The sequence below is a fragment of the Streptomyces sp. NBC_00654 genome, from assembly GCF_026341775.1.
GTDB lineage: Bacteria > Actinomycetota > Actinomycetes > Streptomycetales > Streptomycetaceae > Streptomyces.
Genome location: NZ_JAPEOB010000004.1, coordinates 82,677 through 97,531, shown reverse-complemented (window position 1 = coordinate 97,531; position 14,855 = coordinate 82,677). Strand labels below are relative to the sequence as shown.

General features: G+C 70.2%; 18 protein-coding genes. 5 read left to right on the top strand and 13 right to left on the bottom strand.

Annotated features, from left to right (window positions below):
* Window positions 1-270: 270 nt before the first annotated feature.
* Complete coding sequence (locus OHA98_RS38705; RefSeq protein WP_266932782.1) at window positions 271-951, bottom strand: permease prefix domain 1-containing protein; 681 nt, start codon at window positions 949-951, stop codon at window positions 271-273.
* Entirely contained in the window at window positions 948-1,289 is a 342-nt protein-coding gene (locus tag OHA98_RS38700) for a PadR family transcriptional regulator (RefSeq protein WP_266932781.1), read from the bottom strand. Before OHA98_RS38700 ends, OHA98_RS38705 begins: the two co-directional genes overlap by 4 nt.
* Window positions 1,290-1,442: 153 nt before the next feature.
* On the opposite strand from OHA98_RS38700, the gene OHA98_RS38695 reads away from it, so the two are divergent.
* The gene (locus OHA98_RS38695) at window positions 1,443-1,955 is read left to right on the top strand and encodes a hypothetical protein (RefSeq protein ID WP_266933030.1); all 513 of its coding nucleotides are present in this window, start codon (window positions 1,443-1,445) and stop codon (window positions 1,953-1,955) included.
* A 4-nt stretch (window positions 1,956-1,959) separates the two neighbouring features.
* Entirely contained in the window at window positions 1,960-2,229 is a 270-nt protein-coding gene (locus OHA98_RS38690) for a hypothetical protein (RefSeq protein ID WP_266932780.1), read from the top strand.
* 163 nt (window positions 2,230-2,392) lie between these two features.
* On the opposite strand, the gene OHA98_RS38685 is transcribed toward OHA98_RS38690, so the two are convergent.
* Together OHA98_RS38685 and OHA98_RS38680 are read right to left on the bottom strand one after the other, a co-directional pair.
* Complete coding sequence (locus OHA98_RS38685) at window positions 2,393-2,560, bottom strand: hypothetical protein (protein ID WP_266932778.1); 168 nt, start codon at window positions 2,558-2,560, stop codon at window positions 2,393-2,395.
* A 74-nt stretch (window positions 2,561-2,634) separates the two neighbouring features.
* On the bottom strand, window positions 2,635-3,459 hold the full coding sequence (locus OHA98_RS38680; RefSeq protein WP_266932777.1) for a dienelactone hydrolase family protein: 825 nt from the start codon (window positions 3,457-3,459) through the stop codon (window positions 2,635-2,637).
* Window positions 3,460-3,557: 98 nt separating this feature from the next.
* On the opposite strand from OHA98_RS38680, the gene OHA98_RS38675 reads away from it, so the two are divergent.
* On the top strand, window positions 3,558-4,628 hold the full coding sequence (locus OHA98_RS38675) for a GlxA family transcriptional regulator (protein ID WP_266932775.1): 1,071 nt from the start codon (window positions 3,558-3,560) through the stop codon (window positions 4,626-4,628).
* A 34-nt stretch (window positions 4,629-4,662) separates the two neighbouring features.
* Entirely contained in the window at window positions 4,663-5,793 is a 1,131-nt protein-coding gene (locus OHA98_RS38670; RefSeq protein WP_266932774.1) for a hypothetical protein, read from the top strand.
* 21 nt (window positions 5,794-5,814) lie between these two features.
* On the opposite strand, the gene OHA98_RS38665 is transcribed toward OHA98_RS38670, so the two are convergent.
* Together OHA98_RS38665 and OHA98_RS38660 are read right to left on the bottom strand one after the other, a co-directional pair.
* On the bottom strand, window positions 5,815-6,687 hold the full coding sequence (locus OHA98_RS38665; RefSeq protein ID WP_266932772.1) for an alpha/beta fold hydrolase: 873 nt from the start codon (window positions 6,685-6,687) through the stop codon (window positions 5,815-5,817).
* Window positions 6,684-7,334: a TetR/AcrR family transcriptional regulator gene (locus OHA98_RS38660; RefSeq protein WP_266932770.1), complete on the bottom strand. Its 651-nt coding sequence runs from the start codon at window positions 7,332-7,334 to the stop codon at window positions 6,684-6,686. Before OHA98_RS38660 ends, OHA98_RS38665 begins: the two co-directional genes overlap by 4 nt.
* A 47-nt stretch (window positions 7,335-7,381) precedes the next feature.
* Here OHA98_RS38660 and OHA98_RS38655 point away from each other — a divergent pair, with 47 nt between their 5' ends.
* Window positions 7,382-8,782, top strand: coding sequence for an amidase (locus tag OHA98_RS38655; RefSeq protein ID WP_266932768.1), 1,401 nt, complete (start codon window positions 7,382-7,384; stop codon window positions 8,780-8,782).
* A 73-nt stretch (window positions 8,783-8,855) separates the two neighbouring features.
* Here OHA98_RS38655 and OHA98_RS38650 read toward each other — a convergent pair whose 3' ends face one another.
* From OHA98_RS38650 to OHA98_RS38620, 7 genes are all read right to left on the bottom strand, one after another.
* Window positions 8,856-9,557 carry a DUF3592 domain-containing protein gene (locus OHA98_RS38650; RefSeq protein ID WP_266933028.1) on the bottom strand — a complete coding sequence of 234 codons (702 nt, stop codon included), beginning with the start codon at window positions 9,555-9,557 and terminating at the stop codon, window positions 8,856-8,858.
* Window positions 9,558-9,815: 258 nt separating this feature from the next.
* Window positions 9,816-10,151, bottom strand: a complete 336-nt coding sequence (locus tag OHA98_RS38645; protein WP_266932766.1) for a hypothetical protein — start codon at window positions 10,149-10,151, stop codon at window positions 9,816-9,818.
* Window positions 10,152-10,254: 103 nt separating this feature from the next.
* Window positions 10,255-11,115: a hypothetical protein gene (locus tag OHA98_RS38640; protein WP_266932764.1), complete on the bottom strand. Its 861-nt coding sequence runs from the start codon at window positions 11,113-11,115 to the stop codon at window positions 10,255-10,257.
* A gap of 348 nt (window positions 11,116-11,463) precedes the next feature.
* The gene (locus OHA98_RS38635; protein WP_266932762.1) at window positions 11,464-11,736 is read right to left on the bottom strand and encodes an IS3 family transposase; all 273 of its coding nucleotides are present in this window, start codon (window positions 11,734-11,736) and stop codon (window positions 11,464-11,466) included.
* A gap of 64 nt (window positions 11,737-11,800) precedes the next feature.
* Window positions 11,801-13,198, bottom strand: coding sequence for an IS30 family transposase (locus tag OHA98_RS38630; RefSeq protein ID WP_266927527.1), 1,398 nt, complete (start codon window positions 13,196-13,198; stop codon window positions 11,801-11,803).
* Window positions 13,199-13,230: 32 nt separating this feature from the next.
* On the bottom strand, window positions 13,231-13,806 hold the full coding sequence (locus OHA98_RS38625; protein ID WP_266933026.1) for an IS3 family transposase: 576 nt from the start codon (window positions 13,804-13,806) through the stop codon (window positions 13,231-13,233).
* Between the two features lie 26 nt (window positions 13,807-13,832).
* Window positions 13,833-14,141 carry a transposase gene (locus OHA98_RS38620; RefSeq protein ID WP_266927975.1) on the bottom strand — a complete coding sequence of 103 codons (309 nt, stop codon included), beginning with the start codon at window positions 14,139-14,141 and terminating at the stop codon, window positions 13,833-13,835.
* Window positions 14,142-14,855: the final 714 nt, after the last annotated feature.

Sequence of the window (14,855 nt, the reverse complement as noted above, 5' to 3'; positions counted from 1 at the left end):
GGGGCGCAGCGGCCGCACGGTGCGAAGGACGAACAGCGCACGCCGGGTGACGGCGGAACGCGAGGACGACGTGCGGCTTGCGCTACGTCAGATACAGGGCGCGGAGTGGAAACTCATGACGGACCCCTCGATGCTGGGTGCTCGCCCGATCACCGGCCGGCCCACTGCTCTTTGACCGGCGTCACGCGACACCGGCTCCATTACATGTGGGCGACCGCAACCTGTCAACACGCAGGATCACGAGGCGGCTTCGCGCCCCGGGCCGGATGCTCAGGGCCCGGTGGCGGGCAGACGCGCGCACTCGCGGCAGGCGCGTGCCGAGGCGGCGAGACGTGTGTGGAGGGCGATGGTGACGACGCAGGCGGCCGCGCTCAGCGGCCAGTTCGCCGCCAGGACCGAGGCCACGGTGAGCGTCAGTGCGCTCAGCGCGAGGGCGGCGGCCGCGGTGGTGCCGGTCCACGCGACGACGAGCGGCAGCCGCTGCGGGGTGGGCAGCAGGCGGGCGAGGGAGCCGGTGGCGGCGAGGAGCACCCCGGCCAGCAGCGCGGTGAGGGCCGCGGTGCCTCCCAGGTGGGCGATCCACAGCTGCACCGGGCCGGGCAGCCGGTGGACGGCCGTACCGGCGGAGAGTGCCACCAGGTACCAGCACAGGACCGGCCCGGGGACGATCAGGAGCACGGTGCGCGCGGTGCGGCGGGCCTGGGCCATGGTCAGTTCGTGCTGGAAGCTCGGTGCGAGCTCGGCCACGGTGCCGAACTCGCGGACGGCACGACGGGCGGCGTCGCGGTCGCTTCCGGGCTCGGCCGACATCGCCCGTGCGGCGTCGAGAAGGCCCTCGCGCAGTTCGGCCACCATCCGGCCCTTTGCCCCGGCAGGGCCGTGCAGGGCTGCCGTCAGATCGGCGAGGTGGGACTCGATGGGGTCGTCGGTACGGGGCCCGGTCGTCCTCATGTCGCATGCCCGGGGGACGGCGTGGGTTCCAGCACCGAGCCGATCGCGGCGGTGAACTCCCGCCACGTCGTGCGCTCGGCGGCCAGGCCGCGGCGGCCGGCGTCGGTGAGTTCGTAGCAGCGCCGGCGCCGTTCGCCCACCGACTCCCAGACGCTGCGCAGCAGTCCGAGCCGCTCCAGCCGGTTCAGGGCGGGGTAGATGGTGCCTTTGCGCAGCTCCAGCACGCCGTTGCTGCGTTCCGAGACCGCGGTGATGATCGCGTAGCCGTGCAGGGGGCCGGATTCCAGGACGGACAGCAGGAGCCCGTCCAGATGCCCGCGTACCGCGTCCGTCTTCATAGTCAGGCAGCCTACCCAAACGGTGCGTGGATGTGCTACTTATCGGTTGGCAACCAATCCATTGGCAACCAACCTGTTGATGGCCGATCTGCGATGAGCGGCTTCGCGCGGCTGATGAGCGGCTTCGCGGCCATCGGCCCGGAGAGGGCTCCCGTGACCAAACTGCTGCTGTCCCTGCACGTCCTGGCGGCGATCCTGGCGATCGGGCCGATCACGGTCGCGGCCTCGATGTTCCCCCGCTACGCCAAGCCACCCGCGGACGGCGAGGGCCCGGGGGAGCGGGACAGCGGGACCGCGGCGTTTCTGCACAAGATCTGCTGCGGGTACACGGCCGTCGGCATAGCCGTACCGGTGTTCGGCGTCGCCACCGGCGCCCAGCTCGGCGTCCTGACCGATGCCTGGCTGCTCGCGTCGATCGTGCTGACGGCCGTCGCGGCGGCCCTGCTGCTGATGGTGGTCCTGCCGGGACAGCGACGGCTGCTCGCCCACCACGCGGCCCCCGCTGTCCCCGGAGCAGGCACCGGCGCGACCACGGCCGGGAGCGGCGCGGCGGCGATGCGTACGGCGGCGGCGCGCCTCGCCATGACCACCGGCATCTTCAACCTGCTCTGGGCGGCCGTCGTCGTGCTGATGATCGTCCGTCCCGGATCCACGACAGGAGCCTGAAACCGTGAGAACTCTGCGCATCGCGGCCGCGGTCGAGGCCGTGTCCCTCGCACTGCTGCTGCTCAACCTGTTCACCGTGCACGCCGGGTTCGTCTCGTCGCTGGGCGGCCCCGTGCACGGCACGGCCTATCTCGTCACCGTCCTCGTGGTGTGGAACACCCCCGGCACCCCGCTCCCGGGCACCAGATGGCGCGCCGTCATCCCGGGCGTCGGAGGTCTGCTCGCGCTGCGTCGGATGCGGCGGCAGGCCACCGGCCCCGCGGCGGTCCGCTGACGGCTCCCGTACGGGACGGACGACGGGCGACAAGGGGCACCGGCGCTTGGACACCGCCGCGACGGCTGCGTACATCCTCAGGATGATCTTCATACCGAACGGGTATCCAGCGCGCTGTGCCGCCCCGCCGGTACGACGGCTCCCGGCGCGGTGTGAGGGACGCTCAGCTGTCGGAGAGCGGTGCGTGGCCCTCGGACCAGTCGTTCACCCAGCCGCACCCGGGGCAGGCGTACCGACCGTCGAGCCCGGCGATCTGGGTGCCGCACTGTGCGCATCCGATGTACGTGATCTCCGGTGGCCGGTAGCCCGCCGGAGGTTTCTGTTCCGCCATGCCCGGAGCGTACCGCCGTGGGCGACGGCGTAACCCCGGGCGGCCCTCCGCCGCCCGCGACGACAGCCCCGGGCTCATTCCGGACGCGCTCCGAGCCGCTCGGCCAGGAAGGCGATGATCTCGTTCCGGGCCCGCACGGTGGGGTGGCCCTCCTGGTCGACGAGGTGCGCCGTGACGACGCTGTGGGCACAGCCGACGACATCACGGAAGAAGGGCGGAGGGTTCGAGTTCGCCGTCCCGCCTTCGAGTACGCGCCCGTCGAACGCGTCCCCGAGCAGCGCTTCGTACGCCGCGAACCGTTGGCCGGTGCACCACTTGTCGTCGTCGAAGCGGTAGGCGAGAACCTTCAGTCCGTCCCGCGCCACGCGTTCGGCCACGGCAAGGGCGTCCTCGTCGCTGATCTCCAGCCCGCCGGCGTCGTCCAGCGGAAGCGACGGATGGTTGACCACCGGTGCGATGACGGCGGGTTCGAGAGCCATGGTCAAGGCGAAGTTGCCGGTGAAGCACAGCCCGACGGCGCCGACGCCCGGCCCGCCGCACTCGGCGTGCGCCCGGCGGGCGAGGCCGCGCAGCCAGCTGACGACGGGGCTGGTGCCTCCACCGGCGAAGGCCCGGAACTCGGCGCTGACACACGCGCGCCGGACGACGGTCTCCTGGGCGTCGGCGAGCGGATAGGCACCGTCGACGCCGAACAGGGAGGGCAGGTACACGGAGAATCCGGCATCGCGCACCCAGCGCGCGAACCGGGCGACGTCGGGACTGATGCCCGGCATCTCGGGCATCAGGACGACTGCCGGTCCCGACCCGGCAACGTACACGGTCTTGTCGACGCCCTCGACGCCGACGGTTCTGCGCGTGAAGTCGTCCAGGGGGTCGCGCTCTCCTCGCAAGATGTTCATGACCGAGATGATGATCAATGGCCGCCCTTCTGAGAAGCGGCGGAATCGCCATGTTCCCCGGTAATATCGCCACCCGTTCCACGATGCCGGAGGGCCGTATGAGTCCGCTGCGAATCGGAGTGCTCGCCTACCCCGGCTGCTTCGCGTCGGAGGTGTTCGGAGTTCCCGACCTCCTGACGATGGCCACTCATGTCGCCGCGGCGCAGGGGGCGTTCCCGTCGGCGTACGAGGTGACGGTGGTCTCTCCCCGGCGGCGGGTGGTCGCGTCGGGCGGCTCGGCCATCGATGTCTCGCCGGTGCGCCAGGCCGACGTCCTGATCGTGCCGGGCTTCGAGCTGTCGCCCACGCTCGACCTCGACGCGGCACTCGCGGGCCTGGGACCGGAAGTGGCGTCGATCCGATCGCAGGCGGCCTCGGGGACCGCTGTCGTATCGATCTGCGTGGGCGCCTTCCCGGTCGCCGAGGCCGGGCTCCTCGGCGGGCGAGAGGCGACCACGTCCTGGCTGTTCGCGGATCGGTTCGCCCGCCGGTACCCCGATGTGCGTCTGCGCCCGGAGAGCCTGGTCGTGACCGACCGGGGGGTGACGACCACAGCGGCCTTCAGCGCCATGTACGACTTCGCGCTCCAGCTCATCCGTGAGCATGACGGCCCCCGTGTCGCCCGCAGCACGGCGCGCATCGCGCTTGTCGACGACGCACGCTCCACACAGGCCCCCTATGTCGACACGGGGCTCATCCCGACCGCGGGGAGGGAGTTCTCGCTCGGGGTCAAGCGGTGGCTCGACCAGAACCTCAGTGCCCGCTACGACCTGCCCGCCCTCGCCCGGGAGTTCCACGTGAGCACGAGGACCATGCTCCGTCGCTTCGGCGACGAGGCCGGCGAGACGCCGCTCTCGTACCTGCAGACGGCCCGGGTGCGCCGGGCCGGGCACCTGCTGGAGACGACCGGGAAGACCGTCGCGGCCATCGCCGCCGACGTCGGCTACCGCGACCCCGGGACGTTCAGCGGCATCTTCGCCAGACACACGGGCCGGCGCCCGAGGGAGTACCGCGCGACATTCCACCGCGGCAGCGACCAGGACGGGGCGGCCCGGCGGACGGCGAACCGATCCGACGGAGGGGGAGCCGAGTCACCCGGCGCACGGCCGGATGTCCGACGTGTGCCGTAGTGTTCGCGGAGTTTCGCTGCATCGGGAGATCTGCGTGTCTGTTCGTGCCCGGCTCCGTGCCACCGTCCCCGCCCTCATGCCCGTGTCACTGGCGGACCCGCCGGACATCGCCGGACAGCCGGGGCGCAGGATGCTCCTCCAGCGGAGCGACGAGGAGATCGTGGCACAGCTCCTGGACGACGCCTTCGTCGCGCGCCCCGGGGAGAGCGTCCGCTTCCCCGCGCCCTGGCCGCGCGGGCGCGGTACGTGGGTGGTGGCGCCGGACGCGGATCTGGCCGTCTTCGCGGGAGTCCATGCCGTGCGGGCGGTGGAGCCGTCGGGTGCGACGCGCTGGGAGGTCCGGCACGGCTGCTGGCAGGGCTGCCGGGAGACGCACACGTCGTACGACGAGTACGCGGACCGCCGGGACCATCGGTACCCGGACAGCGGCTCAGCCGGCATTTCGGCGGACGGCGCACTTGTCTGGGCGCACGTACGCGGCCCGTTGCCCGAGGGTGAACTGACTCCGGACACGGTCGACGAGTGGCTGGTACTGGACGCACGGGACGGCCGGGTGCTCGCGCGGGTCGACGCCGGGACCGCGGCGGCGGGCAGCTTCCACGTCCCCCACCCCGCCGATCCGCATCAGATGGGACTGAGCATCGGCGAAGGGCAGGACGGGGCGCCCCTGCGCTGGGGCCGATGGGACGGACAGCGGGCACAGGCCGGGCACTTGGGGGACGACCTCTGCCTGCTGAGCGTGAGCCCCTCGGGCGAGCGGCTCATGACGGTCTCCCACGACCAGGTCTCGCTCGCCGTACGCGACTGCGGCGGCGCTGTCGTCCAGGGGCTGGAGTGGGACGCCGAGTCGGTGATCCCCCGGCACCCCGATGCCCCCTCGGCCGGTGACGACGACGATGACGATGACCCGCCGGTCTGCTGGGACTGGGCGGGAGGTTTCGTCGATGAGACGACCCTCGTCGTCTCGACCGTCGAGAGCGACGAGGAATGGGGCCGAAGCCGGCACTGGCTGGTCGGTACCACGGGATCGCACGGGATCGCTCCCGTCGCCTATCCGTCGCCGGTCGACAGTCAGCCGGCCGCTCTCGGGAACGGCGCCTGGTCGACGCTGTCGGAGTCCCGCGACGCCCTGTACGTCTGGACGCCGCAGACCTCCGAGCGCTGACCTCGGCTGTGCTCGCAGCGGTCAGGTGAGTTCCCGCAGGAGCGGATCCGCATCCATGAGAAGGAAGAGGTGCCCGCCGTCGGGGATCGTGCGCAGTTCCGCGCCGTCGATCTGCGCGTGCGCCCAACGCGCCACCTCGATGGGGACGTTGCCGTCCGCCTCCCCGTGGATGAACACGGTCGGCACCCGGATCGATCCCAGTGATTTCGGCAGCGGGCGGGAGTATCCGGCGAGATCGGCCATGGCGGCGTCCATGCCCTGACGCCGGGCCTCGGTGGTGTCCAGCTCCGACAGCTCCTGGAACTCCTTCTCCCTCATGATCAGTTGATCGGCGAGCGGCCAGGCGTCGAGGCGCGGCTCACTGTTTCTCATGCCCTTGAAGATCCCCGTCCCGGCGAGCATCGGCCGGGCGATCACCGGGGCCCAGCGCACCAGCCCGTTCAGCCACTTCACGATCGGGATCCGGCGCGCGTACGCCTCCCGGGGCGCTCCGGGGACGGCGGCGCACGCGAGGATCAGCTTCGTCACCCGCTCGGGGTGAGCCTGGGCGGCGGAGAGCGCGTATCCGCCGCCGCCCGAGATCGCCACGAGCGGCGCCCGTTCGTGACCGAGGTGGTCGAGCAGGGCCACGAAGTCGTCGTTCCAGCGGTGGAAGCCCCGGCCGGGTACGGGATCGGTCTCGCCGTACCCGGGACGGTCCGGGAAGACCAGGTGAAGGCCCGTGTCCGTGGCCGCCTGCCGCAGCGCGACCCCCTCGAAACGGCTGCCCGGGGTGCCGTGCAGCACGATCACGGGCGGGGCGGAGGGGTCCCCGTACGAGCAATAGGCGATACGGCGCCCGCCGGGGGCCGTCAGACGGACCGTCTCGGGCAGGTCCTGCAAGGAGGGGGTCATCTCTGCTCCTCGGGCGATACGGAGGTGGCGGCAGCGGCGGCGATTCCACCGATGACGAGGTCGAGACCGAAGGCGAACCGGCGGTCGTAGTCGTGGTGGTCCGTGAAGACGGACCTGGCCCCGCTGCCGGACCCGTCCCCGCCCGGCAGCGGGGCACGGCGGCCGAGGCGGATCGCCACATGGCCGGTGACGAAGTCGTGCAGGGTGCCGTACGCGTACGCGGCGGACTCGTCGTCCAGCCCTGCGGAGCGCAGTGCCGCGACGACCCGGTGGGCGGTGTCGTCCGCGCCCGGCCCGACGAGGGGGGCGCGGCGGTGCGCCTCCAGCACGACGGGATGCCGCATGAGCAGGTCGTGGAGGGAGTCCGCGAACAGCCGGACGACACCGCGCCAGTCGTCCGGCCAGATCACGGACCGGGTCACCTCGCCGACGATCCTGGAAACCAGCGCGTGCTGGAGTGCCTCGATCCCGCCGGTCGTGCGGTGGATGGCCATCGGAGACACCCCGAGCCGGTCGGCGAGCGCCCGGAAGGTCACCGCGTCGAGGCCCCGGGCGTCGGCCATCCCGGTCGCCGCGTCCAGGACCGCGTCGAGCGTCACCGCCCGGGGACGGCCGTTCCTCGGAGCACTTGCTTTCTCGCCTGCCATGCCCGCACCATATCGATACGCGTAACGAAACATCAATGGGAGCGCCCATGACGGAGTTGCACGACCTCTCGGCCCTTCAACTTGCCACCGCGTACCGGTGCGGAGAGACGAGTCCCACCGAAGTCGTGGACCATCTGCTGGCCCGCATCGAAGGCGGCGACCGGGTGGGGGCTTTCACCACGGTGTCGGCCGACCGGGCCCGGGAAGCGGCGGCCGGGGCCGCGCACACGCTGCGCTCGTCGGACCGCGCCGGGCTGCCACGTCTGTTCGGTGTGCCCACCGCGGTGAAGGATCTGGAAGCGACGGCGGGTGTACGCACCACGCTGGGTTCCACGCTCTTCCGTGACTGGGTTCCCGGACACAACGACGAGATCGTCGACGTCATGACCGACGCCGGGCTGATCAGCCTGGGCAAGACCACCGTTCCGGAGTTCGGGGCGGCCTGCTACACCGAGCCCGAGGTGTCGGAGCCCGCGCGCAGCCCGTTCGACCTCAGCCGCAGCGCGGCGGGCAGCAGTGGCGGTGCGGCGGCCGCGGTCGGTGCTCTGCTGGTGCCGCTCGCGCAGGGCAGTGACACCGCCGGATCCGTGCGCTCTCCCGCGAGCGCCTGTGGTGTGGTCGGGCTCAAGCCCAGCCGCGGGCTCGTCACGGCCGGGCCGGCCGCTTCCGACGGGATGGGGCTCTCGGTACGGGGTCCGCTCGCCCGCACCGTACGCGACACGGCCGCGTTCCTCGACGCGCTGACCACCCGTACGGGAGCCGGGACCGTGCATCCGTTCCGTGCCGACAGCTACGAACACGCCTGCGACGCACCCGTGCCCAGGCTCCGGGTGGCGCTCGCACAGGGGTCGGTCTCGGGGTCCCGGGTGGACGCCGAGGTCGCCGCGGCGGCGGAACTCACCGCCCGGACACTGGCCGAGCAGGGTCACCAGGTGTTCGCCCGGGACCAGGCGCCGGACCCGGAGTTCACCGAGGGGTTCCAGGTGATGTTCACCGCGCTGGTCGGCTCCAGGGTCATGGCGTTCGACGAGACGGCCCTGCGCCCGATCGTCCGTCATCTGCGGACCCGCTCACAGCAGTGCACCTCGGGCGAACTGGCGGCCGCCATCGGTGTCGTCCAGGCCCGCGCCCGGGCCTGGACGCTCGACTACGCGGACGCCGACATCGTGATCACCCCGACCGTGACGACCCCGCCGACACTCATCGGCCGGCTCCGCGACGACGACGATCCGGCGGCGGAACTGGCGGCGATGACCGCCTTCACGGGCAATACCGTCATCGGGAACGCCACCGGATACCCGACCATCAGCCTGCCGCTGGGCTGGAGCTCCCAGGGGCTCCCCCTGGGAGTCTCGCTGACGGCCGGCTGGGGCCGCGAGGACCTCCTGCTCGGCGTCTCTGCCGCGCTGGAGGAGGCCCTGCCATGGGCCCACCGCTACGGCGGCTGAGGGCGCAGCGCCTCGTCGGCCCTGGCGGGCCGCCCCGAACCGCGAGCCCGGACGATCGGTCCGGGCCCGGGCCTCAGAGCATCGTCATTCCCACCACGGCCGTCGCCACGAGCACGACGAACAACAGAACGCTGAACGTCACCTCCCGCCCCTCCGAGCGGTGTGCGGCCGCACGGTCCAGCGTGAACCCGGCCGGGTCGGCGGACGCGTAGTGGACCGTGACGTCACGGCCGTACGCGCCGGCGGGGTCCGGAAGGTGCGACACGCAGTGGGCCGTGACGGCCGCGCCCTCACGGGTGGTGAACGACACGACCGGGGTGATGGTGGTCGAGGTGTGGCCGCCGTCCTGGTCGACGCTGACGTCCTTCAGAACCGCGACGACCCGTCCCTGCACGGATTCCATCGTGGCCAGTCTCTCGACGCGGCGGTTCTTGGCGCGTACTGCCCCGGGCAGATAAACGGCGGTGGAGACCGCCCAAGGCCCGCAGAAGCCGATCAGCGCCCATGGCCACCCCCAGCCGACCGCGGCGAGGACCACCAGCCCCACGTAGACCAGGAAGACCGCGAAAACCGGCCATCCCAGCCCACGGCTGGGCTCCTCCGGAGTGTTGGAGAACCGGTAGGCGTGCGGTCTGCCCCGCGGGTGGCTGACCCCGATCTCCCGGCCCTCCCACGCACAAGTGATCGTTTCGCCCCGCTCACCGTCGTTGGTCACCGTGACCTTCTGACCGGAGGCCGGGCTGTCAACCGACTCCGCATCTCGGGGGAACCTCAGACCGCTGTTTTGATCTCGTTCTTCGTGTCGATGAGGATCGTCACGAGGTCGTCCCTGCGCTGGCCCGCGACATCGACGCCGGACGGACCGACGCGTACGACGCCGCGGACCGCATCCGGTCCTGGCGGGTCTGAGCTGGATTCGTCACGCGCTGCCGAGCCCAACGCCGTGTGGCGGCTCTGACGCGCGCCGCCATCCGTCTGTGCCCGCTCGGGCGGGGGCCTGACGCTGGTGAAGGCCCCCGCCGCTTCCTGCGAGTCAGTTCTTGGAGGGCGCAGGTGGAGGGGAGGGGGCGGGGCCGGCCGGGACGGCTGCGTCGTCGACGACGGCTCGGGGGACGTCTGTGGGCGGCTGGCCCGGTTTGATGCGGTCGATGACCGGGGTGAGCGCGTTGTACATGCGCCGCGCCATGGGACCGTCGTCGCTGTTCGCGTTGGCGCCGCCGTGCGCGTCGTAGTCGAGCATCCGCAGGTACTCGACCAGCTGAGGTCCGGTGAGCGTCACGGTGACCAGACCACGCCCGCCTTGTTCCCCGCCGAGCTTGACCGGCTCAGGAGCTTCGTCGTTGCGCAGGCCCGTCCAACTCGCGGCCATCACCACCAGCTCGGAAAAGGCTCATTCATCCGGGCCGCTGAGAGCAGTCAGGGCTGGGCTCCTCTGGAGGGCCGACCAGGTGAGCACCGGCACCTCGCAGGCATCAGAAGGACGCGGTGGCAGAGGGGCTGTTCCCGTTCTGCGCTTGTTGTGCCCGGTCCGCCAGCATCCGTGCGAGTGCGGTGAGCGACGGCTCCAGGTCGTCTACCGCGGTTGTGTAGCGGACGAGGACGACGTTGCCGGGGGTGAACTGGTAGGCGGTACTGGTGTCGCCCATGGACGGGAACGAGATGAGGGTCTTCTCCGACGAGTCGGTCAAGTCCCTACGAATCTTCTCGAACGCTTGGGCAGCGTGCGGGGCGCTGTCGTAGGCCGCAACGTAGAGCGCGGCCGTCTTCTGCGGTCTCTCGCGCCCCATGGTCGTACTGGCAGCGAACAGAAGCCCCTTACATACGGGCTGACAGCCCTGTTCATCCGTGGTCACCACCGGATCGCCCTGGCTCTTGAACTCGGCCGGCAGGCTGTCGCTGTCGGGGAGGACGCTCTTGACGGTGGCCATCTCGGAGAGGGGAGCCACCTTGCGCTCACCTTCGTCGTCGTCGAGCGACTGCACCACGCTGCGGAGGCCCAGTGTGACCAGCAGGGCCAACACCACGCCGATGACAGCGAGGGTCGCCACCACGCCCGTGGTCTTCTTCAGGTGCAGCGGCCCAACGTTGATGGTGGCACGGTTGGCGTCGCCGCCGATGTGGACACGCTGGACAATCGCCGGCGGGTGCGTCGGAACCGGTGGAGGCCCGTGCTGCAGAGCGGCCCGCAACTGCTCGGCGAGACCGGGATCCCCCTCCAGCTCCACGGTCAGGCGTGCCCGCACCGCCTCCGCCGCCTGCTCCGATCCGGGTTCCGCGTCCCACAGGCCGAGTGCCCCGCGCCCCTCATCCGAGCGGCCGAGGCGACTGCGCACGAGCTCTACGAGGCGAGTGAAGGCAGCGGTGCCAGCACCGGACGCGGCACCTGAAGCGAGGGCGTGACGACGGCACTCGCTAAATCTGTAGGTGACATGCACACATGATTCCGGAACTGAGCTGTTTCCGAAAGAGAGTGAGTCAACTGAGAGGGCGGCATCCGCATGGTCCAAAACGGATTCCGCGACGCTTCGTCTCGTTTGGCGTGTGTAGAACGCCTTCCACCGGCTCCGGACCTTGCACTGCTCGGGCCAGGCGACTGATGTCTGCCGGGGGTGGGAGGCGTGCCGGGCTGGCGGAAGAAGAGAGGCGACTGTGAGGTTCCCCCGTCACTCGGGAGTCGCTGATCAGCTGGTCAGGACGGGTTGGCGGGCGTTCAGGTTCGCTTGTTTGGCTGTCGCCTGCTCGGCGTAGTGCCTTTCCTCGAACTCGATCGGGCTGAGGAAGCCGAGCCGTTCCTGGATGCGGCGGGAGTTGTAGAAGCCGTCGATGTACTCGAAGAGCGCGACGTTCGCCTCGGCCCGGGTGGCGAAGGTGCGGCCGCGGAGTCCCTCGGTTTTGATGAGCATCCAGAGGTTCTCCGCGAGGGCGTTGTCGTATGAATCTCCGACGGACCCCATGGACGCCTCAGCTCCCGACCGCATCAACCGGGTTGTGAGCTTGATGGATGTGTATTGCCCGGACTCAATCGGTTGTCGCAACACCGGCTTCTTGAGTCAAGAGTAGGTGTTCGTTGAGGGCTTCAGCGGGTGTCTTCCATCCGAGGGTTTTGCGGGGGCGGCTGTTGAGGGCGAGTGCAACGGCTGCGAGGTCGTCTGTCTGCCATCGGGACAAGTCCGTGCCCTTCGGAAAGTACTGCCGCAGCAACCCGTTCGTATTCTCGTTCGTGCCGCGTTGCCACGGGCTGTGCGGGTCCGCGAAGTAGATTTCGAGGCCGGTGTCGACGCGGAGCCGGGCATGCTGTGCCAGTTCTTTGCCGCGGTCCCAGGTCAACGAGCGACGCAGCTGCTCGGGCAGCGTGGTGATCGTGGAGGCGATCGCGTCCCTGACGGCCTCGGCCCCCAGACCGGCCAGCGCCGGCCCGTTCTTCACCCTCGGCTCGGTGCCAAAGCCTTCCATCCGGGGCAGGTGCAGCAGCATGGTAAACCGGGTCGTGCGCTCGACCAGAGTGCCGATCGCGGACTTGCCGGTGCCGATGATGAGGTCGCCTTCCCAGTGTCCCGGGACTGCCCGGTCCTCGGCCTCGGCCGGTCGTTGGCTGATCATCACCTCGGGGGTGACGTGCCCGTTCGCCCGCCGTCGGGCTCGGGCGCGGGGAACCCGCAGCGCACGCCCGGTACGCAGACAGCCGACCAGCTCACGCTTGAGGGCTCCACGTCCTTGGATGTAAAGCGCCTGGTAGATCGCCTCGTGCGAGATGCGCATGGACTCATCATCGGGGAAATCCGTCCTGAGCCGGCCCGCGATCTGCTCGGGACTCCAGGCCGTCGCCCACCGCCGGTCCTGACGGCGGGGCTTGTTCCGTCCCTTCCACCGAGGCGTCTTCGGCCCGGTGACCTGTGTTCCGTCCGGACGACGTACATCCCCGGCGAGCCGGTCCTGCACATACTCACGCAGCCGTTCATCGGCCACGAGCTTCGGCGTCTTCGGACGCCGTGCCGCCAGTTCCGCCTTCCACTGGGCGATCGAGGCCCGGTAGCCGAGCTGCCCGCCGCGGGTGGCCGCGTTGCGTCGCAGCTCCCGCGAGATGGTCGACGGATCCCTGCCCAGGCGGCGTGCAATCTCGCGGACTCCCAGGCCCTGGGCGTTGAGCAGCGCGATTTCTTCGCGTTCCGTGAAGGACAGGTATCTGCCCGAGGGCGTGCTGAGCTGGATCGACGGCATGCCGCCACGTTCACGGAACCAACGGGACCCCACCACTGGGGATACGCCGCACGAGACCGCCGCCGCCTCGCTGGTCATCCCCTCGGCGATCTTCATCCAGAAAGCCCGCTCCACCTCCCGACGGATTGGGGGCCGTCCCGGCGACCGCATTGCCGGACGCCCCGTCAGCCGCGTGGCCCATCCCGCTGGCCGACCCATCCAACACCTCCAGGGTCGAGGTGTTGCGACGATCAGTTGAATCCACCTTGGCAGCCGTGATCCGCATGGTGAATGAGCTTTCCGGGCTCGACCTCGCGGCTGGCGAGCGCGTACTCCAACGTGGTCAGCACCAGGTCGGCGTCCGCGCGGGCAGAGGTCTCCCAGGCCACCACCCGGCGGGAGAAGGCGTCGCGGATCGCCGAGAGCCACAGCGGCCCCTCCCCGGTGGAGATCATCGTCAGGTCGGTGACCCACAACCGGTTCGGCGCCGGTGCGGTGAAGTTCCGGTTGACCAGGTCCGGGGCGAGGGTGGCCTTGGGATCCCGGCGGGTGAAGCCCTTGCGGCGTGGGCTGACCCCGGAGATGTCGGCTTCGCGCATCAATCGCTCGACCCGTTTGCGGCCCACCCGGGCGCCCTCGCGATGAAGGACGGCGTGCACGCGCGGAGAGCCGTAGATCCCGCCGGACTCCGTATGGATTTCCTTGATCCGCTCGGTCAGCTCGACGTCGCGGCGCCGGCGTTCGCAGGGCTCCTTCTCGGCGCGGCGCCAGCGGTAGTAGGTGGAGGAGGGGATATGCAGTTCCCGAAGTACGCACTCGACTCCCAGGCGGGGATGCTCGCTGACGAGCGCCGTTACCTGGGCCGGGTCGGGTCGAGTTGCGCCGCGAAAAACGCCGAGGCTGTCCGCAGGACATCGTTGGCCCGCTTGAGCTGGGCGTTCTCCTTACGCAGGGCCGTGAGCTCGGCGCGTTCGTCCGTGGTGAGACGGTCGTCGCGCTCGCCGGCGTCCGCCTCGGCCTGGCGGATCCAGCCGCGCAGAGCCTCGGGGTGCACGCCGAGGTCGACGGCCATCTTTTTGATCTGCGGCTTCGGCTCAGTAGTGCGATACATCCGTACCGCACGCTCACGCAACTCAAGCGAGTATTTCCGGGGAGCAGCCATGGTCGATGTTCCTCTCATGAGTCCCATCTGACCTGCTGTCAACCGACTCCGCATCTCGGGGGAACCTCACTGCGGGCGGTATCCGCATATAAGGGGTCTCTTGGTCGAAAACACGTCTACCGGGCACTTCGCCCTGTTGCCAGACTGACTGCCGCACTCCAGAGCAAGGTTGGAAAAGGCTCACTGATCCAGTCGGCACCACCTGACCGTTGTTTTCTGACCCTTCCACGCGGCCGCAGTCCTGGCGGCGCGGCGGGCCGGAGCGACGGGCCGGAGCGACGGGCCACGCTCCCGCACAAACCAATCCCGGAAGCGACAACGGGCCCTCCTTTCCGGTGGGACGGAATTGACAGTGCGGCCTGGTGGTGGAATTCGTGACCGTGGAGAGGGCTCGATATTTCGTTTTCGGACGCACGGAGTACATTTCCATTCCGACCACAGGGAAGGCCGTGTGAGTCTCCCTTTTCTCACACCCGGCGCGGCCGCGCCGGGTGTGAGACGGCCGCTCGCCTTGTGGTTCCTTGTGGTTCCGTGCGGCGCGCACGCAGTGCACCGGCTCGGGAGCTGATGCTCGAAGTCGCCCCGCGTAGCTGTCCGACACCGAGGCCGCCGACTCCTCGCCCCGCTGTACGACCAGATCGGCGACACCCTCGACAACGCCCTCGCCGCTGCCCCCTGAGGACAGCTGGTGCTTCTGGTCGTGCTGCTCGTGGT